Annotated in this window: 26 protein-coding genes; 10 read left to right on the forward strand and 16 right to left on the reverse strand. The window is 69.7% G+C overall.

The window, feature by feature from the left end:
• Nucleotides 1-186: 186 nt before the first annotated feature.
• The 11 genes from ACIREI_RS28485 to ACIREI_RS28535 all read right to left on the reverse strand — a co-directional run bounded on the left by ACIREI_RS28485 (nt 187) and on the right by ACIREI_RS28535 (nt 8,961).
• Nucleotides 187-660, reverse strand: a complete 474-nt coding sequence (locus ACIREI_RS28485) for a hypothetical protein (RefSeq protein WP_403338507.1) — start codon at nt 658-660, stop codon at nt 187-189.
• 23 nt (nt 661-683) lie between these two features.
• The gene (locus tag ACIREI_RS28490) at nt 684-1,034 is read right to left on the reverse strand and encodes a helix-turn-helix domain-containing protein (protein ID WP_274241274.1); all 351 of its coding nucleotides are present in this window, start codon (nt 1,032-1,034) and stop codon (nt 684-686) included.
• A 684-nt stretch (nt 1,035-1,718) separates the two neighbouring features.
• Nucleotides 1,719-2,033 (reverse strand): SCO5918 family protein, encoded by a 315-nt coding sequence (locus ACIREI_RS28495; RefSeq protein WP_403338510.1) that lies wholly within the window; start codon nt 2,031-2,033, stop codon nt 1,719-1,721.
• An 82-nt stretch (nt 2,034-2,115) separates the two neighbouring features.
• Nucleotides 2,116-2,463: a CBS domain-containing protein gene (locus ACIREI_RS28500; RefSeq protein WP_403338513.1), complete on the reverse strand. Its 348-nt coding sequence runs from the start codon at nt 2,461-2,463 to the stop codon at nt 2,116-2,118.
• A 79-nt stretch (nt 2,464-2,542) separates the two neighbouring features.
• Nucleotides 2,543-4,054, reverse strand: a complete 1,512-nt coding sequence (locus tag ACIREI_RS28505; RefSeq protein ID WP_403338516.1) for a DEAD/DEAH box helicase — start codon at nt 4,052-4,054, stop codon at nt 2,543-2,545.
• A 187-nt stretch (nt 4,055-4,241) separates the two neighbouring features.
• Nucleotides 4,242-4,445: a cold-shock protein gene (locus ACIREI_RS28510; protein WP_030648194.1), complete on the reverse strand. Its 204-nt coding sequence runs from the start codon at nt 4,443-4,445 to the stop codon at nt 4,242-4,244.
• A gap of 400 nt (nt 4,446-4,845) precedes the next feature.
• Nucleotides 4,846-5,619 carry a polysaccharide deacetylase family protein gene (locus ACIREI_RS28515; protein ID WP_403338763.1) on the reverse strand — a complete coding sequence of 258 codons (774 nt, stop codon included), beginning with the start codon at nt 5,617-5,619 and terminating at the stop codon, nt 4,846-4,848.
• Between the two features lie 165 nt (nt 5,620-5,784).
• Nucleotides 5,785-6,384, reverse strand: coding sequence for a hypothetical protein (locus tag ACIREI_RS28520; protein WP_403338519.1), 600 nt, complete (start codon nt 6,382-6,384; stop codon nt 5,785-5,787).
• A 26-nt stretch (nt 6,385-6,410) separates the two neighbouring features.
• The gene (locus ACIREI_RS28525) at nt 6,411-7,124 is read right to left on the reverse strand and encodes a hypothetical protein (protein ID WP_403338522.1); all 714 of its coding nucleotides are present in this window, start codon (nt 7,122-7,124) and stop codon (nt 6,411-6,413) included.
• Nucleotides 7,121-8,404 carry a putative T7SS-secreted protein gene (locus ACIREI_RS28530; protein ID WP_403338525.1) on the reverse strand — a complete coding sequence of 428 codons (1,284 nt, stop codon included), beginning with the start codon at nt 8,402-8,404 and terminating at the stop codon, nt 7,121-7,123. The genes ACIREI_RS28525 and ACIREI_RS28530 overlap by 4 nt, the downstream gene beginning before the upstream one ends.
• A complete protein-coding gene (locus ACIREI_RS28535; RefSeq protein WP_403338528.1) occupies nt 8,404-8,961 on the reverse strand; it encodes a WXG100 family type VII secretion target in 558 nt (185 codons plus the stop codon). The genes ACIREI_RS28530 and ACIREI_RS28535 overlap by 1 nt, the downstream gene beginning before the upstream one ends.
• 117 nt (nt 8,962-9,078) lie before the next feature.
• Here ACIREI_RS28535 and ACIREI_RS28540 point away from each other — a divergent pair, with 117 nt between their 5' ends.
• Nucleotides 9,079-9,525 (forward strand): hypothetical protein, encoded by a 447-nt coding sequence (locus tag ACIREI_RS28540; protein ID WP_403338531.1) that lies wholly within the window; start codon nt 9,079-9,081, stop codon nt 9,523-9,525.
• 166 nt (nt 9,526-9,691) lie between these two features.
• Nucleotides 9,692-10,285: a hypothetical protein gene (locus ACIREI_RS28545; RefSeq protein WP_403338534.1), complete on the forward strand. Its 594-nt coding sequence runs from the start codon at nt 9,692-9,694 to the stop codon at nt 10,283-10,285.
• 38 nt (nt 10,286-10,323) lie between these two features.
• Here ACIREI_RS28545 and ACIREI_RS28550 read toward each other — a convergent pair whose 3' ends face one another.
• Nucleotides 10,324-11,367: an asparaginase gene (locus tag ACIREI_RS28550; RefSeq protein WP_403338536.1), complete on the reverse strand. Its 1,044-nt coding sequence runs from the start codon at nt 11,365-11,367 to the stop codon at nt 10,324-10,326.
• Nucleotides 11,368-11,600: 233 nt separating this feature from the next.
• On the opposite strand from ACIREI_RS28550, the gene ACIREI_RS28555 reads away from it, so the two are divergent.
• The 3 genes from ACIREI_RS28555 to ACIREI_RS28565 all read left to right on the forward strand — a co-directional run bounded on the left by ACIREI_RS28555 (nt 11,601) and on the right by ACIREI_RS28565 (nt 14,073).
• Nucleotides 11,601-12,323, forward strand: coding sequence for an aspartate/glutamate racemase family protein (locus ACIREI_RS28555; protein ID WP_403338539.1), 723 nt, complete (start codon nt 11,601-11,603; stop codon nt 12,321-12,323).
• A 99-nt stretch (nt 12,324-12,422) separates the two neighbouring features.
• Complete coding sequence (locus ACIREI_RS28560) at nt 12,423-13,100, forward strand: GntR family transcriptional regulator (RefSeq protein WP_403338542.1); 678 nt, start codon at nt 12,423-12,425, stop codon at nt 13,098-13,100.
• Between the two features lie 196 nt (nt 13,101-13,296).
• Complete coding sequence (locus ACIREI_RS28565; RefSeq protein WP_403338545.1) at nt 13,297-14,073, forward strand: Fpg/Nei family DNA glycosylase; 777 nt, start codon at nt 13,297-13,299, stop codon at nt 14,071-14,073.
• 82 nt (nt 14,074-14,155) lie between these two features.
• Here ACIREI_RS28565 and ACIREI_RS28570 read toward each other — a convergent pair whose 3' ends face one another.
• Nucleotides 14,156-14,965, reverse strand: a complete 810-nt coding sequence (locus ACIREI_RS28570) for a hypothetical protein (RefSeq protein WP_403338548.1) — start codon at nt 14,963-14,965, stop codon at nt 14,156-14,158.
• 176 nt (nt 14,966-15,141) lie between these two features.
• Nucleotides 15,142-15,711 (reverse strand): hypothetical protein, encoded by a 570-nt coding sequence (locus tag ACIREI_RS28575; protein WP_403338551.1) that lies wholly within the window; start codon nt 15,709-15,711, stop codon nt 15,142-15,144.
• A gap of 298 nt (nt 15,712-16,009) precedes the next feature.
• On the opposite strand from ACIREI_RS28575, the gene ACIREI_RS28580 reads away from it, so the two are divergent.
• From ACIREI_RS28580 to ACIREI_RS28590, 3 genes are all read left to right on the forward strand, one after another.
• Nucleotides 16,010-16,759: a DUF4232 domain-containing protein gene (locus ACIREI_RS28580; protein WP_403338554.1), complete on the forward strand. Its 750-nt coding sequence runs from the start codon at nt 16,010-16,012 to the stop codon at nt 16,757-16,759.
• 59 nt (nt 16,760-16,818) lie between these two features.
• Nucleotides 16,819-16,956, forward strand: coding sequence for a hypothetical protein (locus ACIREI_RS28585; RefSeq protein WP_403338557.1), 138 nt, complete (start codon nt 16,819-16,821; stop codon nt 16,954-16,956).
• A gap of 193 nt (nt 16,957-17,149) precedes the next feature.
• Nucleotides 17,150-18,070 carry an SGNH/GDSL hydrolase family protein gene (locus ACIREI_RS28590; protein ID WP_403338560.1) on the forward strand — a complete coding sequence of 307 codons (921 nt, stop codon included), beginning with the start codon at nt 17,150-17,152 and terminating at the stop codon, nt 18,068-18,070.
• Between the two features lie 23 nt (nt 18,071-18,093).
• Here ACIREI_RS28590 and ACIREI_RS28595 read toward each other — a convergent pair whose 3' ends face one another.
• Nucleotides 18,094-19,461, reverse strand: a complete 1,368-nt coding sequence (locus ACIREI_RS28595; RefSeq protein WP_403338563.1) for a helix-turn-helix domain-containing protein — start codon at nt 19,459-19,461, stop codon at nt 18,094-18,096.
• Nucleotides 19,462-19,877: 416 nt separating this feature from the next.
• Between ACIREI_RS28595 and ACIREI_RS28600 the strand changes: the two genes are divergently transcribed.
• Complete coding sequence (locus tag ACIREI_RS28600) at nt 19,878-21,170, forward strand: hypothetical protein (protein WP_403338566.1); 1,293 nt, start codon at nt 19,878-19,880, stop codon at nt 21,168-21,170.
• 75 nt (nt 21,171-21,245) lie between these two features.
• Nucleotides 21,246-22,034: a calcium-binding protein gene (locus ACIREI_RS28605; protein WP_403338569.1), complete on the forward strand. Its 789-nt coding sequence runs from the start codon at nt 21,246-21,248 to the stop codon at nt 22,032-22,034.
• Between the two features lie 58 nt (nt 22,035-22,092).
• Here ACIREI_RS28605 and ACIREI_RS28610 read toward each other — a convergent pair whose 3' ends face one another.
• Nucleotides 22,093-22,986, reverse strand: coding sequence for a LysR family transcriptional regulator (locus ACIREI_RS28610; protein WP_403338766.1), 894 nt, complete (start codon nt 22,984-22,986; stop codon nt 22,093-22,095).
• Between the last annotated feature and the right edge of the window lie 135 nt (nt 22,987-23,121).

Consider the following 23,121-nt stretch of genomic DNA (forward strand, 5'->3'; position numbering starts at 1 on the left):
CCCCTGACCGTCCACGCCGGCCACTCACTGCCAGGATAGGCCGGGCGCCGGAGCGGGGACCCGGGCGCGGCACATGAGCGACACCGTGGCCCTTGTCCCGGTAGGGGGAGCGGCTGACGTCCTCATCCGGAGGGATACGCGCCGAGCGCGCTCCGGCCCCCGCGGCGCTGCCGCGGCACGCCCCGCTCAGCCGACGAGGTCGTCGACCAGGTCGAGATCCGGCAGTTCCAGCGAGCAGATCCGCTCGGCCTCGTCGGCGGGGATGCCGAACTGCCGTAGCAGGCCGCGGGTGACCACGTCCGAGGAGTTCGCGTCGTCGCGGTCGGGCTGCGCGTGCAGCAGAGCGGCCAGTGCCGGCGCGGAGCCCGCCGTCACCGCCGGCGCCAGGTCCGGGTCCTCCACCTCGAACCGCCCCGCGTCCATCGCGGCGCGGATGTCGTGGAGCGCCCGGGGCACGAGTCCCCGGTCGGAGTGGGCCAGTTCGGTGCCGTGGTTCAGGAGGATCCGGCTCAGCTCGGGGTGGCGGCGGTGCAGGCGGCCGGTCATGCGGAAGCTCTGCGCGTAACGCGGGCCGATGGTGCGGTGACGAACGACTCCGCCGCCGCGGCACGGACGGCCAAGGGCTCTACGGCTCGGATCTTCACCGGAGCGATACCCCACCGGCCCGGCTCGTGTCTGCGTGGTCAGCTCGAACCGGGACCGGAACTGTCGGACGCCGCCTTCGCGGCCCGGCGGTACTCCGCGTTGATGCGCTGAGCTTCCTCGAGCTGGTCCTCGAGGATGACGATGCGGCAGGCCGCCTCGATGGGGGTTCCCCTGTCGACGAGCTCGCGGGCGCGAGCGGCGATCCGCAACTGGTAGCGGGAGTACCGGCGGTGTCCGCCCTCCGAACGCAGCGGAGTGATCAGACGAGCCTCACCGATGGCGCGGAGGAAGGCGGGGGTGGTGCCGAGCATTTCGGCGGCCCGGCCCATGGTGTACGCGGGGTAGTCGTCGTCGTCCAGACGATCGCTGAGTGGGTTATCTGCTGCCATGTCACCTCGTTGTGCAACGCGTCGAGGGGCCCTGATGCCGTACGGCACCAGGGCCCCGAAGGGAATTCAACACCATCTGTCGGCCCTCATGCTGTGCCGACCTTCTGTTTCCGCTACCCGGCCCGACGAGGGGAGGGGTGCGGGGATCGCGGCTGCGTGACCGGGGACCACCATCCATTCCGGGGTCTTGCGGTACCCGGACCGAGCGCTTGCCGGGCCGGGCGATCCTGATGGCGTCTGCTCCTCCGTTTCTTCCTCTGAACCAACCACTTCGGTGAAGGGGTACTGCGGTACTGCTGTCGGCAGCCCCTCGACCTGCGGGCTGCCCAGTGCGGCTCCCAGCCCCGTCGCCGTTCTGCGTACACCGTGGCTTCGGAACTCCAGAGCCGCACTGACCTGCGAACTTCAGGTACTGCTACCCGCCAGTTCGTCTCTGCCGGGTCTCACTTGACCGTGTCAACGACAAAAAGCGTAACCGTGCCAGGGGGCAATGTCTACTCTGGCAAGAGCAGATTTTGGCATTCGGGTGGCACAGGCATCCTGGAGCCTGCGGCAGCGGGTGGAAGAAGTCCTGGTGGGCGGCGGGAACGCGGCGGCGAGCGCGGGCATACGACGGTGAGGGCCCTGCCGACGCGCGTCGGCAGGGCCCTCACCGGGTCTCTGGTGGCGGTTCTCCGCCGGTCCTCACCTCTCCGCGGTGACGGTGCCCCCGAGCAGTGCGGATGCGGTCCGGAGCGGAGTGGAGACGCCCGCCGGCGCGGTCCCGGGCTGCTCGTGGCAGGTGAAGCCTAGGCGGGTCATGGCCCGGACGATCTCGCCGCTGGTGAAGTCGCGGCGGTCCTGTCGGGTGATGACCTGGCCCACTTGCTTGACCGGGTAGCGGCGGCGGCCGACGGTCACGGACTCACCCGTGACGAGCTCGGGCGTGACGCCCTTCATCGAGGCCAGCACCCCGTTCTTGGTCAGCTCGAACGGGTACCGGGCGATGACACAGCGCATGATGCCTCACAGGGGAGAGGGAGGACGGGCTGACCGGGCGGGGCGGGATCGGTGAGCGAGGGGGATCAGCGAACGACGGGGATCAGCGGGCCAGGGTGAGGGCGTCCGGTGTCCGGGGACGCTCGCCGGCGGTGCCGGACCGGGCGCCGGGCGAGGTGAACGGACCGTCGAGGACGTCCCGTAGGCGGAGTCGGTCCGTGTAGGTGGGGCTGCCGCGGAGTACGGCGAGCCCGGCCAGGGTGATCAGGCCCGTGCTCTGCTCGTCCCCGTCGCAGAGGACGAGGTGATCGACCCGGGCGCCGGCCATGAGGGACAGAGCCACCTCGACCGTCATGTCGTCACAGACCCGAGGTCCGGAGGCGTCCCTGTCGTCGGCCACGGCCTGTGCGGAGGAATCCACTCGGTGGTGCTGCATCTGAGCCGGCGTCATAGGTGCCTCCTACTGGAAAGCGATGGGCCTGTGATGGGCGGGAAGGTCGGGGAGGGGCCGGCTGGTGAGCACGGCGGCTCTACGCGGCCGACCCGGAGCCGGTCCGCCGCGGTGCCCTGCGGCGCGCCGCTTCCCCGACGGGCCGGCCCTGGCCGGCCTGGCCCCGGCGCCCCCGACGGCCCCGGGACGGGGACGAGGAAGACGCGCCGCGGGGACGTTCGACCACCGGCGCGGTGATGACGACCGGTACGCCGGAAGGGGCCTGCGCACCTGTGATGCGGCTCAACTCCGCCTCGCCCGACCGCACCTGGGCGATCCGGGGGGTGATACCCGCCGACGCCATCAGCCGGCTCACCTCGCGACGCTGGTCACGGGTCACCAGGGTGACGACGCTGCCGGACTCGCCGGCGCGGGCCGTACGGCCGCCGCGGTGCAGGTAGTCCTTGTGGTCCGTGGGCGGATCCACATTGACGACCAGGTCGAGATTGTCGACGTGGATGCCGCGCGCCGCGACGTTGGTCGCCACCAGTACCGTCACATGCCCGCTCTTGAACTGGGCCAGCGTCCGCGTGCGCTGCGGCTGGGACTTGCCACCGTGCAGGGCCGCGGCGCGGACACCGCTGCTCAGCAGGTGCTTGGTCAGCCGGTCCACGGCGTGCTTGGTGTCGAGGAACATGATCACTCGGCCGTCCCGTGCCGCGATCTCGGTGGTCGTCCGGTGCTTGTCCGCGTCGTGCACATGGAGCACGTGGTGCTCCATCGTGGTGACCGCGCCGGCGGAGGGGTCGACCGAGTGGACGACGGGGTCGTGCAGGTAGGTGCGCACCAGCCGGTCGACGTTGCGGTCCAGGGTGGCCGAGAAGAGCATCCGCTGCCCGTCGGGACGCACCTGGTCGAGCAGGGCGGTGACCTGGGGCATGAAGCCCATGTCGGCCATCTGGTCGGCCTCGTCGAGGACCGTGATGCCGACATCGTCCAGCCGGCAGTCACCCCGGTCGATGAGGTCCTTGAGCCGCCCGGGCGTCGCGACGACCACTTCGGCCCCGGCGCGCAGCGCACCGGCCTGCCTGCCGATGGACATGCCTCCGACGACGGTGGCCAGCCGCAGGCTCACGGAGCGGGCGTACGGAGTGAGCGCGTCGGTGACCTGCTGGGCGAGCTCGCGGGTGGGAACGAGGACGAGGGCGAGCGGCCGCCGTGGCTCGGCACGCCGCCCCGCCGTACGGGCCAGTGCGGCGAGTCCGAAGGCGAGGGTCTTGCCCGAGCCGGTGCGGCCACGGCCGAGTACGTCACGGCCGGCCAGGGAGTTCGGCAGGGTCGCCGCCTGGATCGGGAACGGCACGGTCACGCCTTCATGGCCGAGGGCGGCCAACAGCGGTGCGGGCATGGCGAGTTCGGCGAACGACTCGACGGCGGGCAGCGCGGGCGTGACTGTCTTCGGCGGTGCGAACTCGCCCTGTACGGACGGTCGGTTGCCGTGGCTCTTGGAACGGCGCGGCGCGCCGGAGCGGTTGGCGGCAGCTCCTCCGCCGGAGCGGCCACGGGTGGTGCGGGTTGTGTCGGTGGTACGGGGTGTGCGCGTGCGATTCATGCGGAACCTTCCTTGATGCGGCGCGTATCAAGGAATTCCCGCAGCAGGTGAGCGGCGCAGAGAATTGCGAGAACGAGCCAAATGCGATGTGTGATGCGCCCTGAAATGCGGCGAGCTGGGGCCCGCACCCCAAGGTGCGGGCCCCAGCTGCGAAGTATGCGCGTCGGCGTTCAGGCCGACGTCGGCGTCAGGCGGGAACGATGTTCTCGGCCGTCGGGCCCTTCTGGCCCTGCGCGATGTCGAACGACACCTTCTGGCCTTCCAGCAGCTCGCGGAAGCCCTGGGTGGCGATGTTCGAGTAGTGGGCGAAGACGTCGGGGCCGCCGCCGTCCTGCTCGATGAAGCCGAAGCCCTTTTCCGCGTTGAACCACTTCACGGTGCCAGTAGCCATGTCATTTCTCCTTCGGAGGCGGTTTCAGGAATTCACCGTGTGCGAATTCCGTGTCGCCGTGCTGATTAACCCGTCGGAAATGAACCTTCTGGCAACCACACCTGCAACTGAGATCGACAGTAGCACGGTGCGATCGGCCCTGCACGGTCCATAATTTCGGCCTGGCCGACGGTCGAGGAATACTCGCCGTGCCCCGCGTCAATTTCTCATTTCACGGGAACAGATATTGCTCTGCGCGGGCGCGCCCTTCCTGCCACGCCCGTCCGTCCACAGCCCTGTGACCTCAGGCGATGGGAGACGAGCCGCTGCCACCGCCGTCAGCGGATGAGACGGCGGCGAACACCCGGAAGCTCCCCTTCCGCGATGAAGGTCACATCTCCCGCGAAGGGCGCGCCGGGGCTCAGCGCACCGGGAAGCCGAAGGAGTGGCCCTGCTCCTTCAGCCGGGGGAGGAGCAGACGCAGGGCCTCGACGGTCTGGGAGCGGTCGCCTCCGGCGTCGTGGAAGAGGAGCGTCGGCCCGTTGGGCAGTTCCCGCTCGACGGTGGTGACGATGGCGTCCGTGCCCGGTCGCTCGAAGTCCTTGGTGTCCACGTTCCAGCCGAGCGGGCGCATGCCCCGGGAGGCGGCGAGCTTGCGGCTGTAGGGGGTGAAGGCGCCGCCCGGGGCCCGGTAGTACATCGGCCGTACGCCCCCGGACGCCTCGGTGATCATGCGTTCGGCGTCGAGGATCTGCTGCGACTGGTAGGCCTGGGACTGCTTGTCCATGGTGGTGTCGTGCGACACCGAGTGGTCGCACAGCCGGTGCCCGGCCGCGACCACCTTCTTCACGAGGTCCGGGTGGGCCTGCGCCTGCGTCCCCACCATGCAGAACGTGGCCTTCACCCCGTACTCCCGCAGCACGTCGAGGACTTGAGGCGTCCACACGGGGTCGGGGCCGTCGTCGATGGTGATGTTGAGGCCGCGTGCCCCCTTGTCCGAGGCGTGCACGATGGTCACCGCGACCGGCTTGACGGCACTGCCCGGCCTGGGCGACGCGGTCGCCTTCGGCGACGTTCCGCCCACGGCACCGGCCTGCGCGGTCCACACCGCGGCACCGGCGGCGAGCACCGTCACACCGAGCGCCGCCCCGATCACCTTGCCGTACCAGCCCCGCCCGCCGCCGTGCCGTGCCATGTCCGCCCCGCTCTCGCGCAGTCCCTCGCCGAATCCCCGGTCGCCTCGCGACCACCTGGCAGGACGAGGGGCGGCGGCCACGGGATGCGTCCGTTACCGATCACGGACAATTCCGGGGGAGATCGCGGACAACTGTGCGCAGCGGACCTCTGAAACGGCCCGACCTCAGGCGGAGCGAAGAGAGACGTACCCCTTGGTGCCGGCCTGTTTCGCCTTCGCGATGCGGTCCGCCGGGGCGTTTGCCCGCTGTGCGGATGTCAGTGGCCAGTCGTGGGGCTGCATGAACAGCAGTTCGCCGGTGACCGGGACGAGGGCGGCGCCGCCGAAGAGATCGTCGCCGGCGAACCAGACGCCTGCGGAGCCGCTCGCCGGCCATCCCCTGCCCGACAGGTTCGCGCCCGCCATCGTGGGAGAGTCCGAGCCTTCCGTTCCGATCCTGACGGTGAAGCAGTTGTTCCTCTCCACGCTCGTCTGCCGGACCGGGCCGCGGAAGACAACCGGGTAGGTGCGGAAGAGGCGGGAGCACCGCCGGGCCCAGGTGAGGGAGCTCGACAGGCGGATCACCGAGACGAGGAGACCGAGGAACCCCACTATGGCGATGGGGAGCAGATACTCGGTGCGTGTCAGGAAGATCTGCAACCACATGACCCCGAAGATCGCCGCCCGTTTCGCGAAACGCTTCAGTGCCGTGGTGCGGTGATGCTGCAAAGCGCCCTGGAAATCGGTTCCGTCGGTCGCGTAGGGCGCGCGCGTCTCCTCCTGCACGGCGATCCTTCCCGCCTTCCCTTTGATCATCCGAAGTCGGACTGCATGGCCTGCGCCGCGGAACCGGGAGCCACCGGCCCGGGCTCCTGGTCCGCCGCGGCCGTCGGATTCGTGAAGGTCAGCGTGCGGGCAGTGCCGAGCAGCACCGAGCGGTAGTCGTCGGCGAGTTCGACCGCCGAGGTCACCAGTTGCACGGTGATGATCGACGACGTACGGGGCTCCGGTACCGCCACGGTTCCCTGCCAGACCGAACCCTCCAAGGGCCCCTCCTGACCTTCGGGCGGGACGCCGGGGGCCACCGTCTTACGCACCTGCTCGGTCAGGAACCCGACACCCACGGGCAGTTCGATGGGCTGCAATCCGTTGTTCGCGTTCCCTCCCGCGTTGCCGCCCACCATGCCGGCGAGGACGCGGATGGGGTTCGCTCCTCCGGAGGGGAAGGCCGAAATCGTGAGGACCGACAGCGAAGCCTCCCCGTTGTCGTCGGGGTGCATGCCGAGCGCGCAGACAGCCACCGGCTGCTTCTGCAGGAGCATCGAGGTCATGGCGTACAGCCGGAATGCCTGATCGGCCCGGTCGCGGGCCTCCTCGGGAAGTCCGTTGATCTGCCGGGCCAGTTCCGCGACTCCCTCCTCCGTCGGATGGAAGTCCAGTTCCAGATACCCGTGGGGGAGCCCGTACCAGAAATTCGGCTTCGGCGTGGTGTCCGTCGCCGCCGTGCCGCCGAGTCGGTTGTTCACAGCCGGATGCTCCCCGCGAGTTCAACGATGTCCGTGCCGAAGGTCCCGAGCGTGCCCGCCGCGCCGGACAGGGCCACGCCCGCCTTGGTGGCCTCGGTGGAGTCATGGCCGATGCCGTCTTCCGGCAGCAGTCCGGCGGTCTCCGCCGAGGAGACCACGTTCGCGGTCGCGTTGACGCCGTTGAGGGCCCAGTCGCGCAGCTTGCTGGGGGCGGTGGCGACATCCACGGCCCTGTCCCAGTTGACGGCCTTCACTTCACTGGCGAAGGAAGTGACCTTCGAACCCAGCGACATGGCTTCACCGCTCTCCCTGGCGACCGCCGCCGCCAAGCCCACCTCGCTTCCCGCCCGGGCCAGGATGCCGACGCCAGGTACGACGCCCAGCGTGTCGCCGACGACGGAACCCCATGCGGTCAGGCCCGCTTTCCACCCGTGCTCACCCATGAGCGAGTCCCTGAAGTCCTCGCTCGCGAGGTTCTTGCTCAGCGCAGCCGCGCTGGCCACGATGGCGATGGCGGCGAAGGCGGGCGCGAGGGGGGTGGGGAAGAGGGCGAGGAGGCCGGCGATGGCGCCGATGGTTCCGGCGTGGTCCAGCAGGAACTTTCCCACCGCCTTGAGGCCCTCGCCGATGGCCTCAAGAGTCTTGCCGAACCACCCCGGTTCCTTGGGCGCCAGCTTGTCGTCCGCCTCGTCGAGCTTCTTGGCGACGGCTTCGGCCTTCTCCTTGTTCTCGCTCTCAAGGGTGCGGGCCTTGGACAGGACGTCCTCGTACGCCTGGTTGGCGTTGTTGAGCTGGGTGGTCGCCTCGTTCAGCGAGCGCTCGGCCGCACGCAGGCGCGCTGTCGCGGCGTCGGCCTCCTGCTGGCTGGGGTACTGCTTCCCGGCGAGTTGGAGGTCGGGGTGCTTGGCGGCCTCGTCGTGGTGCTGTTTGGCCTTCGCGGCGGCGGACTTCTTCTCGCCCGCCTCCTCGTCGTACTTCTTCGCCAGGTCGCGGTGGGAGGAGAGGTCGCCGCTCCAGCCGTCCAGCGATGCCGCGGCCTTGTTGAGTGAATGCGCCGCGTTCTTCATGTACTTCGGCAGTTCGCCGTCGAGGGCGTCACGGAAGGCGTCCGCCGCGTCACCTTCCCAGTGCGCGCTCTCCCCCAGCAGTTTTTCGATCTGGCGGTGGGAGCTGTCCAGCGCGTTCGCCGCGGCCTTCACCTTCTGCTGCAGCGCGGTGACCTCCGCGGGGATGCCCGGGACCGGGTTCCAGCCGAGATTCGGATACGGGTTCGTGGTCATCAGTTCTTCCCTCCGCCACCCGAAGTAGCCGAATCCGCCATCTGCTTCAGGGTTTTCTCGAGGTTCTCCTCGAATTCCTGATAGCTCAGCTTGTTGGACTTCACGCCCTCGCTGATGCTGCCGATGAGTTCGCTCAACTGCTCGGACCCGTACTTCCATCTCTCCTGGAACGTGTCGCAGGCCTCGTCCAGCCGGGCAGTGCCGATCTCGGCGCTGCGGACGTGTGAAAGCGCCTTACGAGCCTCGTCGAGGTCCTTCGTAGCCTGCTGGAGCGATTTGACGAATTGGTCCAACTGATCGATGTCGACCTTGAAGTGGTCCCCCACCTGGTACCCCCATAGCGGCGGAAGAAGGGAATTACGGGCAATGTGGACAGCCGGGCTTCCCTTGCGCTGCCCGACCGGGCGGCAGCTTATATACCAGTAGAGTGGTGTGTCGATCGCGGTCTCCTGGGCTTTCGAATCCACATACGAGGAGAAATTGTGAAAGACAGCGGTGCGGGTCTTCCCTTCGACAAGCCCGGCGCGCAGGCCGATCGAGGCCCTGCCGATGCGCACGCCCCTCTGCATAAATGTGCTTTCGATCACCCTGAGACCCGGGCGGCATGGGAGCAGGCTCGAAGCAAAGCGAAGAGAGGGGGCTGGATCTGGCACTCCTTGTATGCCCTCTCCTGGGTGGCGTACTTCGTGCTCTTCGGGAATCTCTCCGGCGAAAATGCCAAGGAGCGGGCTGCCGGCGGAATTGTCCTGGTGAGCTTTGGCTATCTGATTGTTCTCTATCTGCGCCGCGACGTAATGGGTTCCCTGAAGCGCATCCGGCGGGTGCTCGAACAGCACCCGTGGCAGCTCATCCCCGCGGCGCACCGGCCCGACGGCGTCAAGGACGTCATGGGCGTGCCCGTCCAACTGCGGTACCGCGAAGGCGAGGAACTGACCGGCCTCATGTCCGCGCGGAATCCGCTTCGCCGACGTCACTGGCCCGAGGCGCTGGAGCACGGCGCCTGGTACGCCGGTCAGGCCTGGCAGGAGGGAGGCGCCAGGACGCGTGGCTTCGGTGTCCTCACCGTCCCGGGTGGCGGCGAGCTCCTGGAGGTGTCGCGCGAGACCGCGGTGCGGCGGTGACTCACGCGTTGCCCACCATGGGCGCGTTGAACCGGGTGTGACGGAGCACTCGATGATGTGGGACGAGAGGGGCCTTTCCGGTCTGCAGGCGCAGTTGGCACACGAGATGCTGAGTCGTGTCACGGCGTTCGTGCCAGGGCAGGAGGTCCGGCTCGTCCGTGGGGTGATGGCTTCCCCGGATCGACGCGGCGTCGGTCGCGTCGTGGTGTGGGACGGGCAACGACTGGACAGCTCGGTCGCGTTCGACATGCCGCTCACGGACCAGTACGGCGGAAACATCCCGTCAGGGGACCTCGCGGCAGCCCTGCGCGGCGCATTGGCCGACTGCTCCGGACGCGACATCGAGGAGGCGCCACGCGACGTCTTCGGAATCCCGGTGATCGACGCTTCCGCCGCTGTCCACGCCTTCATCGCCCAGCCGCGGTTCCAGGTGTCGGATGCATTGCACGCGGCTGCGGCAGCGTTCTCGGTCGCCCCCGAGCCGGACGAGCCCGCGGAACCGCGCCTGCGTGGGTTCTTCCTTCTCGACCGGGCGACATACCGCCTCTACCTGGACACCCCCACCTCGGAGGACGCCCCGCCATTCGGCATCGACCTTCCCCTCCGAGACGAAGAAGGCTCGGTCGTCGTCGGCGTGACGGGAGTGCACGCCGCCCTTCCGGCCCTCGTGCCGGGAGAGTTGGAACGCGTGCGGAAGGACATCGACGACCCGTACTGCCGTGCCGTCTACGACTTGGCGGACTGGCTCACGGGCCGCTGACCGGGCACGCCGGTGAGGTGAGTCCGGCCGAGGTCGGCTCAGGCACGGTCCGAGCTGTGCGCCGCGAAGGCATCGGCGATCAGCCCCCGCTCCGTGCGGCCGGTGGCGAGCAAGTGGCGCAGGAGCAGACGGGCCTTGTACGGGTCGAGGTCGCCCGCGGGGATCAGGCCGGCGGCGAGCAGGTCCTGTTCGGAGCCGGGGTAGCCGTAGGTGCGGGTGAGAACGGGGCCGCAGCCGGTGCGGGAGGCGAGGACCACCGGGATGCGCTCGGCCAGACGGCGCAGGCGGGGGACCGTCCACTCGGGGACGTGACCGCCGCCGAGGGCCGCGAGGACCAGGCCGTCGCAGGCTCCGTCGAGGAGGTCGAGCAGGGTGGCGTCGTCGTCGAGCGTGACGGTGTGCAACGCGATACGCGGGGACCGCCGAGGTGCAGCCGTCGCCGCTGTGTGCGCCCGGTCGGGTCCGGCGGGCAGCGCGGTCCGGCGGGGCTGTCCGTGCAGCATCCTGACCCGCCCCTCGGCCACCAGGGCGATCGGCCCTGAGCCGGGGGAGACGAATGCCGCGGTGCTGGTGGTGTGGCTCTTACGGACGGTGCGTGCGGCGTGTACCTCGTCGTTGAGGGCGACGACGCAGCCCGCGCCCCGCAGCCATGGCCCGGCCGCGGCGAGGACGGCCGCGTACAGATTGGCGGGACCGTCCGCGCCGGGCAGGGTCGGGTTGCGCATCGCTCCGGTGAACACGATCGGAGCGTCGCCGTGGTGCAGCAGGTCGAAGTGGAACGAGGTCTCCTCGATCGTGTCGGTTCCTTGGACGACCACCACGCCGTCCACGTCCCCGCCGTCGAGTTCCTGGGCGATCCGCCGGTAGAGCTCGTCGAGGTCGGCGAAGCGGAGAGAGGCGCTCGGCAGCCGGCGTACGTCGTGGACACGGAGTTCGACGCCGAGTGCCGTCAACCCCGGTACGGCGTCCAGGAGTTCCGCGGCGGTCAGCGCCGGGACGACAGCGCCGGTGGCCGGGTCGGTGGTGGTGGCGATGGTGCCGCCCAGGGCGAAGACGGCTACGGTGCGGCCGTTCAGGGCCATGGTGTTTCCTTCCTTGTTCCGTGAGCCGCCGCGCTCACCTCAGTAATGGCCGTCCTCGGTGCCGGACTTTGCGGCGATTGTCCGTGGTTCCCTCATGCTGCGCCTCTCCCGGTCCTCCAATATACTGCATTCGATGTATCGGTAAGAGGCTGGCGGTCAGGGGCATGGGCGTGCGACGCAAGCCCGTATCAAGAGTCCGGAATTCGCCCATGAACAAGGGAGGGACGCGCCCTGTGAACGGCTCCACCGACGCCCCGCAGATCATCGGCATCCTCGGCGGCATGGGACCGGCGGCGACCGCCGACTTCTACGCCAAGCTGGTGTCGCTGACGCCTGGCCGCAGCGACCAGGAGCACCTGAAGGCGGTCATCTGGTCCGACCCCACGGTCCCCGACCGCACCGAGGCCCTGCTCGGCGACGGCCCCGACCCCACCCCCTGGCTCCTCAACGGCAGCCGAGTGCTGCGCGAGGCCGGCGCCACGCTGATCGCCATCCCGTGCAATACCGCGCACGCCTTCGTCCCCCGGATCGCCGGCCACGTCGGCCTGCCGATCGTCCACATGATCGGTGAGGTCGCCGAGCACCTGACCGCGCTGCGACCGGCCGTCCGCGCGGCGGGGCTCCTCGCCACCACCGGCACGGTCCGCGCGGGCCTGTATCAGGAGTGGCTCGACCGGGCCGGCGTCGATCTCGTCCTGCCCGACCGGTCCAGCCAGGACAGTGAAGTCATGGCCGCGATCAGAGCCGTCAAGGCCGGGGCGAGGGACACCACCGCGACCGCGCCACTGGCCCACGCCGCACAGCGGCTGGTCGAGCGCGGCGCACAGGCGATCATCGCGGGCTGCACCGAAATCCCCCTCGGCCTGCCGCCGGAAGCGGTGTCGGTCCCCCTCGTCGATCCGGCGGTGGTCCTCGCCCGGGCGCTGGTCCGCCGCGGATTTCGGCGCGTCCCCTGACCTTGCGTCCCTGTCCTCGGACGGAACGTACGAGGCCGCCCGAGGGGTCGAAGTGCCGAAGTGCCGGGGTGCCCACGTGCCCGATGTACCGTACGCAGTATGTCGCTCGACACCCCCGTCTCCCGCCGTCTCCTCAGTGACGAGGTGTTCCACCGCCTGCGCGACTCCATCGTGCGCGGCGAGTTGGCACCCGGGGAGAAGGTCAAGGACAGTGAGCTCGCCGAGCGTCTGGGACTCAGCCGCACCCCCGTGCGCGAGGCGCTCGCCCGGCTCGCCGACATCGGTCTGGTCGAGGCCAAGCCCGGCGTCTACACCCGTATCACCCCCCTCGACCGCCGCCACGTCGCAAAGACCCTCGCCGTCCTGCGCTCCCTGGACCAACTGGCCGTCGAAACCGCCGTACCCCTCATGACCGAGCAGGACCTGCGGCACATGCGCGAAGCCAACCGGGACTTCGAACGGGCCGTCGCCGCCAACGACACCACCGCCGCCCTCGCGGCCGACGACCGCTTCCACGCGATCCCCATCGCGGCCGCGGACAACCCCGTACTGACCCGCATCGTCGAACAGCTGCACCCCCAGATCCACCGGATCCTCTACCGCAAGTTCTCCACCCTGCTCGGCGGCCGCAACACCATCGAGCACCACGACCGACTCATCGAGGTCTGCGGCAGCGGCGACGCGGAGGCCGCGTCCCAGCTCTCGGCACAGCACTGGTCGGAACTCGGCGGGCACATCAACGAGCTCTTCGACACCGATCAGTTCGCCGACGAGTGATCGGATCAACCCCAGCCTGAGGTGACTCAGTACGAGCCGGCCCGACTGGCTGCTCTTCCCCACCCGCTTCGGTGTCCCCGGTGTTCTCGGGGGCGTGCGGTGCTGCGCCGTTACCCGCCCGGAGAGACGATGTTCCGAGGGAGGTCGCGGCCCACGCGCCGAGCAGGTGAATCGGCGCGTGAGAGAGGACGTACCGATGCCTGAGCTGCCGGACGTCGAGGGATTCCGGAGGGTGCTGGAGTCCTGCGCGAAGGGCAGGATCATCCAGCGCGTCGACGTGCGCGACACCGGCGTACTGCACGGAGTGAGCACGAGGCAGCTGCGTGACGCCGTGGAAGGCCGGCGTTTCACCGAGCCGGAGCGGCACGGGAAGTGGCTGCTCGCCCGCACCGGCGGCCCCACCCTCATGCTGCACTTCGGCATGACCGGCGAACTGCTCTGCGGTCATCCCGACGACACGGTCGAGCCGCACGACCGCGTCCTCTTCACCCTGGCCCGGGACCGTCAGCTCCGCTACCGCGACCAGCGCAAGCTGCAGGGCCTCTGGCTGGCCCACGACGAGTCCGAGGTCGCACAGCTCCTGGAGCGCCAGGGTCCCGACGCGATGGCGGTGAGCCGTAAGGAGTTCGAGGACGCGCTCTCCACGCGTCGCGGCAGCCTCAAAACGACCCTCACCGACCAGTCCGTCCTCGCCGGACTCGGCAACCTACTGGCCGACGAGATCCTGTGGCGGGCGGGACTGCACCCCACGAGCCGGGCGAACGACCTCACCGAGGCCGACTCCCGCCGCCTGTACACACACATGCGCCGCACCCTGCGCTCCGCGGTCGCCGCCGGCCGCGTCCCCCCACGCGACTCCTGGCTCACCGGCCACCGCGACGACCCCGACCCGGCCTGCCCCCGCTGTGGCCACGCCCTACGCCGGTCCCGTATGGCGGGGCGCGGCACGGTGTGGTGTCCGCACTGCCAGTAGCGCGGGGCTGCGAGGAGGCCCCTGCCCGCCGATGTCGCGGTCAGGGGACGGGGCACCTCACGGTCACTTCACCGGTCCGGGCTCACTTGACATCGACGAAGTCGGCCCGGCCGGACCTGGCTTGAGTAAGGGACGTGCCCGCGAAATCGAAGCGGTACTCGCCGTCCACCGTCGCGTTCACGGTGGCCGTGGCCCAGCCGTTCCGGTCGGTCTTGACCTTCTTCAGCGTGGTGAAGGCGCCGCTCGTGCCCTTGCGGAACTGGAGCAGCACCTGATGCCCGATGAGCGGCACGTCCTTGTGCTTCTCCCAGCTGGCGACGATCATCCGGGCCTTGACCGTGAGGGCCTCGCCCTTCTTCACCGGCTCCGGGGTGGCGTCGGCCTGGGACAGGTGGGTCTGGCGCTTGATGCGTGCCAGCCATGGGTTGTCGTACTCGCGGGTGACGTTGCCCGCGCCGTCGACGGCCACGGCGCCCACGGTCCAGACACCGGCGAGGGCATTGCTGCGGAGGTTGTCGTACGGGTCGGCGACCACGACGGCCTCGCACTTGGACTCGATGTCGTTGATCTTCACGCAGCGGTCGAACCCGACCTGCTCCATCCACCCGTCGGCGTCCGCCCGGCTCGCTCCGTGCCACAGCTCGAACGAGACGCTCTGGACGCCGGACGGGTCACTGACGATCGCGGAGACCAGGAACGCGACCTTCCGTGCGGCCGGGACGACAACGGTGTAGTCGCGGTTCTGGTTGACCTGGATGTCCCTGAACGTCGTGGGTGTGTCGTCCTGTTCGGCCGCGGCGGCCGGGACGGTGAGAGAGGTGACGGCCAGGGCGGCGCTGAGGGTGGCGGCGGTGGCGGCGGTGGCGGCGGCGACAGTGGCGCGTATGCGCATGGTGTGGTTTCCCCCCACGTCTGATGCATCGGGTGGTGACTTCACCTGCAACAGACAGAGGGGGCGGGTGGGGGGTTGTGCATTGTCGCCGACCCGGTCCATTACTTCACCCCGGCTTCTCCGCGGGTTGGTGGAATCATCGGCTGCCGGCCAACTTCCGGGCCGGGCCGCGGTGTCTACTCCGCGACAGCTCGTTCCACCTTCAAGCCGTGATGGGTGAGATGGGTCGTAAGGAGCTCGACCAGGACGCAGGACACGTCGTTGACTTCCAGGAGACGGTCGGCCTCCGTATCCCCTGAGGGGAAGGCGAAGTGCCCGGGGTGAACGACGGCCCGGGTGAAGAAGTCGCTCAGGACGTCGAGGAACTCTTGATCCGGGCGATCGGGGGCGGTCTTGCCCAGCGCCGCCAGGCCTTCTTCCACGATGGTGTTGATGTATCGCCGGCGCGCGTTCCTCTGGTGCCGGGCTTCGCTGGAGGCGCTCTCCTCGGTGGCCTCCACGACTCGGAATCCGCTGGGGTCGCTGCCGGGTCCGCTACTCGGCCAATGGTCGGTCTCGCGGACCTTTACCAGCGCCTCCTCCATCGAGCCCGCGTGGACGTGTTCCACCCGCCGGATTCCCTCATCGGGGCTCTCCAGTTCGACCCGGTAGCGCGGCAAGTCGCTTTCCGGCGCCGCGAGCGATTCCTCCGGTGTCTGCTGTGGTGCAAGCCCGTTGGCGTGCTGGTTCGATGCCGCCTTACTCATTCACTCTCCTTGGATGACCACTCAGGCGGACGACTCTACACGGGGTGTATACGTGGAGTGTATAGAGGTGATGTGCAGATGAGGTGCGTTTGGACGATCACGGCTTCGGGCCGTTCCCTCACAGCTCCCGCATCCCATTCGCCCGTTCCAGGGTGCCTGCGTTCCCCCTGGTCAGAGCCCGTTTCGACGTTCCAGCGTCCCCAAAACCCCGCTGGGCGTGGCGGTTGGGACGGATCGCCTCACAAGCTTCGGTCATCCGATCAGCACCACCACCCGAACGCCGAAGGGGCACCGCGACATGTCCGATCTCCGTACCTCCCGCACCCGTCTCGCAGCCGCCGCCGCGACCGCCGTCCTCGCCGCGCTCTCCCTGACCGCATGCGACGACGGAATGGGCGCCCACGACGAGGGCGCAGCGGCGACCACCTCCGCGAGCACTTCGACGGGGGCGGCCTCGTCGGGCGCGGACTCCACCTCCACGGGTTCGACAGGATCCACGGGTTCGACGGACTCCACGGGTTCGACGGGCTCCACCGGCGGCACGTCCGCCAGCGGGTCCGCCACCGGTTCGAAGCCCGCCGCCGGCGCCTCCGCGTCGAAGGCGCCCGCCTCGGCAGGCAAGCCGGTCACCTGTGAGGGGTCCAACACCAAGACGGTCGCGGCCCCGCTGAACCGCCCCGTGAACCACATGCTGCTCACGGTGACCAACACCGGCAGCAAGGCCTGCTTCCTCTACGGCTACCCGAGCGTCCAGTTCACCGACGCCCAGTCCGAGCCGCCGGTCATCGAGGAATCGCAGCCGCAGGCAGTCGTCACGCTCGAGCCGGGCCAGTCCGGATACGCGGCCGTCAGCCTGTCCGCCACCGACGGCAGCAGCGACAGCGGCTACACCGCGAAGTCCCTGACCGTCTACTTCTACGGTCGCTCCATGAGCGGGAACGTCGGCGCCGCCGCCCACCCGTCGCTGCCCGCGAAGGGCGTCTACATCGACGACTCGATCAAGGTCACGTACTGGCAGCAGTCGATGGACGACGCCATCAACTGGTGACACCTGAGCGCCCGTTCGACGAACTGCACCTCACGGACCCGGAAGGCAGGTAGCCCACCATGCGCAGCAGCACTCGCAGGATCTTCCGCTTCGTCACCGCCTACATCGGCGCGGCCTTCCAGGTCGTCGTCCTGGGCACCACGGGCCACGCGGCGGCGGAGGCGGGGGTCCTCCGCCGTCGCCACGCTTCGGTCTGAACTCGCCAAGGCCAACGGTGAGTTGCGCACGCGTGGGACGTCGAAGCGGGCGTCCACCAGCCCTCCGGATGTCCTGGTCCTGTCACGCGACAGCCATGACGTGGTCTCACCAGTAACCACATCGCGGCACTGCGGCTCTCCTCCCACAGCACCGGAGCGGACCACATCCATGAATCACGAACAGGAGCAACTCGTGGCAGCTGACACCCGACGAAACGCCCTGATGGCCTGTGCGGCCCTGGTGGTCGGTGCCCTCACCCTCACGGCGTGCGGCGGCAGCCCCGCGGCGGACGCCGCCGGCCGGACATCGAACGCACAACTGGCCCTGGCCGCCGACTCGGCCGACTCCACCTCCGCCTCGACCACGGCGGCCGGACTCGACTACGTCGCGATGGGCAGTTCGTTCGCAGCGGGCCCGAGCATCCCGCCGGTGCAGTCGAGCAACGGGGCGGAGGCGTGCGCGCGGTCGGACAACAACTACGCCAGTCTCGTGGCCCGTGACATCGGAGCGAACCTGACGGACGTCACCTGCAGCGGCGCCACGACGGCCAACATCCTCACCACCAACCAGGGTTCGCACCCGCCGCAGATCAACGCGGTGACCAGCGGGACCGACCTGGTCACGGTCACCATCGGCGGCAACGACGTCAACTACCTGGGCAGCATGGTCACGTACTCCTGCCAGAACAGCGGCGGCACGAACTGCGGCACCGTGGACCGGGCCGCGATCGACACCGCCCTCGGCGCGATGAGCGGGCGGATCGCGAACGTCGTGAACGCCGTCCACGCCAGGGCCCCGCAGGCACGCGTCCTCCTGGTGAGCTACTCCACCCTCCTGCCCGATACCGGTGGGTGCACCGGTGTACCGCTCACCGCCGACCAGCGGACGTTCGAGCGCACCGTCGCCCAGCGTCTGGCGCAGGCGACCATCACCGCGGCGAACGACACGGGGGCGACCCTGGTCCGCCTCGCCACCGCCAGCCATGGCCACGACGCCTGTGCGGCCGACCCGTGGGTGGAGAAGTACAAGCCGGCCTCGGGACGGACCTCGTACCACCCGAACGAGGCCGGCATGAGGGCCGCGGCCTCCTTGGTGAAGTCCGCGCTGGGGTGAGTCCGCGCTGGGGCGCTCCGTCGCTACTGTTCCGGCGTCTCGATCCATTCGCTGCCGCCCAGCGGGTAGATGTAGGCCGTGCCGCCGACCTTGGCGCTGGTGTGGAACGGGGTGCCATCGTTGTCGATGCGGACGGTGCCGCTGCGGCTGCCGCTGGACCAGTCGAGACTGAGGTCCCAGCGGACGTCGTACGCCTTGGTGTGGACGGTGACGTAGTAGACCTCGGGGTCGGACTCGCTGACCTTGTACGGGAAGTCGCGCTGGCCGTTCGCGACGGTCAGCGTGGGGCTGCCCTTGTCCAGGTCGGCGTCGAACGACCTGGTCTGGACGCCACCGCCGCAGCCGGAGCCCATCGCGTACTCGTTCCAGCCGGGCGGCGCGCCCTTCGAGATCACGCGTAGGTGCAACGCCTCCAGGACGACGGTCTCCTTACCGGTGCCCTGGACGGTGAGGGCGATCCGCTGCTCGTTCGAGGAGATCGCCCCGTACGCCTCGGACCAGCGCTGGGCGTCCTGCTCGCCCGCCGGCGGACCGACGTGCTCGGGTTCGCTGTCGACGAGGAAGTGCTGACTGCACGGGCTGTCGTAGACATAGGGACGGACGCCGACCGTCAGCGGGACGGCGGCGCTGTCGCCGGTGGGCTCGGCCGAGTTCTGCCCGCCGCCGGCCGAGGTGCCGGCTCCGGCGCTCGCGGAGACAGTGGGGGAAGCGGAGGCCGGTGAGGACGGCTTCTTCGTCTTTTCGCTCGCGGACGGGTCGGCGGAGGGCTTCCCGGTGCCGGACGCGTCGGCCGTCACCTCCGTCGCGGTGCCCTCCTGCCCCACCAGCCGGTCGTCCCCGTCGTCGCCGAACGGCACCTGCACGGCGAGCACCACGGCTCCCAGTACGGCGGCGGCCGCGACAGAGGCGATCAGTGCGGTACGGCGACGAAGGGGGCGGCGCGGCTGCGTGCCCGTGCCCGTGCCCGTGCCCGGCAGGCCGACGACGACCGGATCGCCGTTGTCGTCCTCGCCCTCGCCCTCGCCCTTGTCCGCGTCCGCGTTCTCGTCCTTGTTCTTGTCCTGGACCTCGCCCTGTCCATGGGGCACGGCCGACGAGGCGGGGGCCGCCGCTGCCTGATCCGTCCCGCGCCTGCGTGCCGCGTCCGCCAGGATCCAGCGCCGGTGCAGCTCCACCAGCTCCTCCGGTGTCGCCCGGCAGACCCTCGCGAGGCGCTCCACCGGTGCGTACTCGGTCGGCACGGCGGTGCCGTTGCAGTAACGGTGCAGCGTCGACGTACTCATGTGCAGACGCTTGGCGAGCGCCCCGTAGCTCAGTCCCGAGCGGTCCTTGAGGTCCCGCAACAGCCGCGCGAACGCCTCCGATTCCTCCGTGTCCCTTGCCCCTGGCACCCGTTCCCCTTATCCCCGCATTTCCATTCACGCGTTCCAGAGCGCTTGCATTGCCCCTGGTCAGAGTGCGTTACGGCGTTCCTGCGCCCCCAACTCCCCGCCATCGGTGGCGGTTGGGAGGGATCACCTCACAAGCTTCGGTCATCCAACCATCACCGCAACCCGAACACCGAAGGGGCGCAGCAAACATGTCCGGCATTCGTACGCCGCGTCACGGCGGCGCCAAGCGCGCGTATGTCGTGCGCCGAGCCCGGGCCGATCACGTCGAGGGTGAGTCGTCGACGTCCGGGGTGACGTTTGAGCATGCAGGTGCGCTGGATACTGCGGGCCGGTATGTGTGACGGCTGTGCCTGAGCCATGTCAATGTGAACTGGGGGATCAGAGTGGCAGCGCGTGCAGCACGTCATCGGCGTTCGTTGAAGCGTCGTCTCCTTGCCGGGGCCTCTGTCGCTGCGGCGGCCGGGCTCGCCGTCACCGCGACGTTGGCGATCAACGCCGAGGCGGCGTGGACGTCGGCATGGAACGTGTCGGCGTCCGGCTGGTTCGCCGCCGACTCGCCCCAGGTCTCCGTCGACCGCCAGGGCGACGCCCTGCTGGCCTGGACGGCCGGCGACCTGTCGACGACGTACTCCTACCAGCGGGTCCAGACCAGGGTGAAGTTCGCGAGCGGCACCACGGGAGGGATCCGCACCCTGTCGCCGGACGGCGCCGCCGTGTCCTGGCCGGAGATCGCCTCCGACGACACCGGGGACTCCGCGGTGGTCTGGCAACAGGACAGCCAGGTCGTGGGCCGGCGCGTCGCAGCCTCCGGCAGCCTCGTCGGACCACTCCAGAAGCTCTCCACGTCGGCGCCCGCCACCACCCCGGTCGTCGCCGTGACGCCGGGCGGCACCGCGATGGCGGCGTGGACGGAGATCCGCGACGGAAGCTGGTACGCGGTCGCCCGCCGCCTGGGACTCGACGGCACGCTCGGCGCGGCCATCACCCTCGGCTCCGGATCGGCCGAGAAGCCGGCCATCGGCGTCGACCGGGGTGGCCGGTTCGTCGTCGCCTGGGCGCGCGCCTCGGACGTCGTGGCCAAGCGGATCACCTCGACGTCCGTCTCCTCGACGAAGGTGCTCACCTCGCCGATCGCGTCGTACGGCGGTTTCGGCATGGTCCGTGTCGGTGTCGACCGGGACGGCGACGCGGTCATCAGCTACCACTCCGGCGGCGGCTCCGTCGCCCAGGTATGGGCCTCGCGCTGGAGCCGCACCGACACCCTGGCGGCCCCGCTGCGCATCTCGGCCGCCACGGACAACGTGGGCTTCCACCACGCCCTCGCGACGGACCTCGACGGCGACTCGATGATCGTGTGGACCCGCTACACCAACGGCAAGCTGGAGTTGCTCGGCCGCCGGCTGTCCGCGGGCGGCACCCGCGGCAGCGTCACCGCCCTCGGCCTCGGCGACCGGCCCGACCTGGCCCTCGACGACGACGGCGACGGCATGCTGGTCTTCCACACGGTCGTCCCCAAGTCGACGCCGCCGTACAGCTACACGAAGACCAGCGCCCGCCTGATCAGCCGCTCAGGTGCGTTCGGCACCACGAAGACGCTCACGTCGGACGGCAGGGTGCCCCAGGTCGACGCCCGCCCGAGCGCCGTCTTCACGGTGATCTGGCAGCAGGAGACCTTCCCGTACACGATCAAGTCCGTCACGGGCCCCTGACCGACCGGCATCAACCGCCCCGCCGTGCCTCGCCCGGCGGTTTCCACTCACAGCTCAGCTCCGTGAAGGAGATACATGCGCAAGCGCGCTGCCTTTGCCGTACTCACCGCCGTCACCGCAGTGGCAGGCTTCGCCGCCCCCGGTGCCTACGCGGACGACAACGTGGGCGACATCCAGGTCGACAGCGTCGTCGTCAACGCCGGTAAGAACATCGTGGTCGACACGGCCGACAAGACGGTCACCGTCTCGGTGACGGCCACCGACCCGTCGGGCATCTGGGACGCGGACTTCAACCTGTGGCGCGGCCCGGACGGCACCGACCCCTACTACAGCGCCGACGGCCTCATCGATCCCGACGAGAACACCACCCCGGCGGACTGCGTCGCCTCCAGCGGTACGACGTCGACCTGCTCGAAGACCTTCACCTTCGAACCGGACTGGTGGCTCACGAACGCCGACGCCGGCACCTGGAAGGTCCAAGTCCAGGTGTCGGCCAACGACGGCAGCTACACCGACCGTTGGGCCTACACCACCACCCGCCTCCAGCGGCACTCGAAGCTGACCGTCAACGCGGGTCCCGAGCCGATCGCCAAGGGCAAAACCCTCACCGTCACCGGCAAGCTCACCCGGGCCAACTGGGACACGCTCGATCACCGAGGCTACGCCAACCAGCCGGCCAAGCTCCAGTTCCGCAAGGCCGGCACCACGACCTACACCACCGTCAAGACCGTGTACACCTCCAGCACCGGCACCCTGACGACCACGGCCCCCGCGTCCGAAGACGGCTACTGGCGCTGGAACTTCGCAGGCACCTCCACCACCCCGGCCGTCAACGCGACCGGCGACTTCGTCGACGTGCAATAACCGGGCGCCGCTCCCGGCCGTTCACGCCCGCCCAGCGACCCGGCGCCGCTGGGCCGGCTCACCAGGTCTTAGCGGCGGCCAGCAGGTGCTCGCGGACGAGTGTCACGTGCGGGTTGGTGGAGCTGCCCGGGCGTTGGACGAGGTAGGAGGTGTTGATCGGCGGGTCCTCCGGCTGGTGCAGCAGACGGAGGACGCCGGAGGAGAGTTCGGTGCGGCACAGATAGCTGGGCAGGACGCTCCAGCCGGCGCCGACGGTGACGGCGGTGAGGACGCTACGCAGGTCGGGGACGGTGATCGCGGCCTCGGCATGCAGACGGCGGTCGAAGACGTGGCGCCAGTAGCGGCGGGCGATGGGCAGATCCTCGGCGTAGGCGATCAGCGGGAGGCTCTCCAGGGCAGTGGGCAGCTCCTGCCCGTCGAGCCGCTCTGCCCATACCGGTGCGGCGACCAGGACGAACTCCTCGTCGCCGAGGAGTTCGGCGTGCAGCGTCCGGCCACGGGGCCGCCGGGTGGCGACGACGAGGTCGTGGCGCCCGGCCCGCAGTTCTTCGAGCAGTGACTCGGTCAGCCCGGTGGCCACCCGCAGCCGGACGCCCTGCGCGACCAGCTGGGCCAGCACCGTGAGGCCGAGCGTGCCCAGGAACTCCGCGGGTCCCGCCAGATGGACCGGCGCCACGGTGCTGCTCGGTTCCTCGCCGCTGATGACGGCCAACTGGTCGAGGGGCGCCGACAGCCGGGCGGCGAGTTCGTCCGCGTGGGGCAGCGCAGTGACGCCTTGCGCCCGGCGTTCGAACAGCTCGCGGCCCAGGCGTCTCTCCAGTGCCCGGATGTGCGTGGTGACGGTGGACTGCGACAGGCTCAGCCGGCGCGCCGCGGCGGTGAAGGAGCCCAGGCGGTGCACCGCGAGGAAGGTGCGCAGCAGGTTCAGGTCCAGCGGACCGGACCCGTGCATGTCGTGATCGCTCACGGCTTCGAGCCTACGAGGTGGGCAGGCCGACCGGGTGCCGTATGCCCCCGGGCCAGGCATCGGTTCTTCGATACCCGCCATCGGTCTCTTCATTGGCGCCGATACATCAACGGCTTTAGC

Source organism: Streptomyces sp. NPDC093591, assembly GCF_044764885.1.
Classification (GTDB): Bacteria; Actinomycetota; Actinomycetes; order Streptomycetales; family Streptomycetaceae; genus Streptomyces.

What these genes read in the sequence shown, in the direction of transcription:
- ACIREI_RS28550 (WP_403338536.1), bottom strand. Translation starts at nt 11,367, where the DNA reads ATGGCCCTGAACGGCCGCACCGTAGCCGTCTTCGCCCTGGGCGGCACC.
- ACIREI_RS28580 (WP_403338554.1), top strand. Translation starts at nt 16,010, where the DNA reads ATGTCCGATCTCCGTACCTCCCGCACCCGTCTCGCAGCCGCCGCCGCG.
- ACIREI_RS28585 (WP_403338557.1), top strand. Translation starts at nt 16,819, where the DNA reads ATGCGCAGCAGCACTCGCAGGATCTTCCGCTTCGTCACCGCCTACATC.
- ACIREI_RS28510 (WP_030648194.1), bottom strand. Translation starts at nt 4,445, where the DNA reads ATGGCTACTGGCACCGTGAAGTGGTTCAACGCGGAAAAGGGCTTCGGC.
- ACIREI_RS28605 (WP_403338569.1), top strand. Translation starts at nt 21,246, where the DNA reads ATGCGCAAGCGCGCTGCCTTTGCCGTACTCACCGCCGTCACCGCAGTG.
- ACIREI_RS28610 (WP_403338766.1), bottom strand. Translation starts at nt 22,986, where the DNA reads ATGCACGGGTCCGGTCCGCTGGACCTGAACCTGCTGCGCACCTTCCTC.
- ACIREI_RS28560 (WP_403338542.1), top strand. Translation starts at nt 12,423, where the DNA reads ATGTCGCTCGACACCCCCGTCTCCCGCCGTCTCCTCAGTGACGAGGTG.
- ACIREI_RS28570 (WP_403338548.1), bottom strand. Translation starts at nt 14,965, where the DNA reads ATGCGCATACGCGCCACTGTCGCCGCCGCCACCGCCGCCACCGCCGCC.
- ACIREI_RS28495 (WP_403338510.1), bottom strand. Translation starts at nt 2,033, where the DNA reads ATGCGCTGTGTCATCGCCCGGTACCCGTTCGAGCTGACCAAGAACGGG.
- ACIREI_RS28530 (WP_403338525.1), bottom strand. Translation starts at nt 8,404, where the DNA reads ATGACCACGAACCCGTATCCGAATCTCGGCTGGAACCCGGTCCCGGGC.
- ACIREI_RS28565 (WP_403338545.1), top strand. Translation starts at nt 13,297, where the DNA reads ATGCCTGAGCTGCCGGACGTCGAGGGATTCCGGAGGGTGCTGGAGTCC.
- ACIREI_RS28575 (WP_403338551.1), bottom strand. Translation starts at nt 15,711, where the DNA reads ATGAGTAAGGCGGCATCGAACCAGCACGCCAACGGGCTTGCACCACAG.
- ACIREI_RS28500 (WP_403338513.1), bottom strand. Translation starts at nt 2,463, where the DNA reads ATGACGCCGGCTCAGATGCAGCACCACCGAGTGGATTCCTCCGCACAG.
- ACIREI_RS28545 (WP_403338534.1), top strand. Translation starts at nt 9,692, where the DNA reads ATGGCTTCCCCGGATCGACGCGGCGTCGGTCGCGTCGTGGTGTGGGAC.
- ACIREI_RS28490 (WP_274241274.1), bottom strand. Translation starts at nt 1,034, where the DNA reads ATGGCAGCAGATAACCCACTCAGCGATCGTCTGGACGACGACGACTAC.
- ACIREI_RS28515 (WP_403338763.1), bottom strand. Translation starts at nt 5,619, where the DNA reads ATGGCACGGCACGGCGGCGGGCGGGGCTGGTACGGCAAGGTGATCGGG.
- ACIREI_RS28505 (WP_403338516.1), bottom strand. Translation starts at nt 4,054, where the DNA reads ATGAATCGCACGCGCACACCCCGTACCACCGACACAACCCGCACCACC.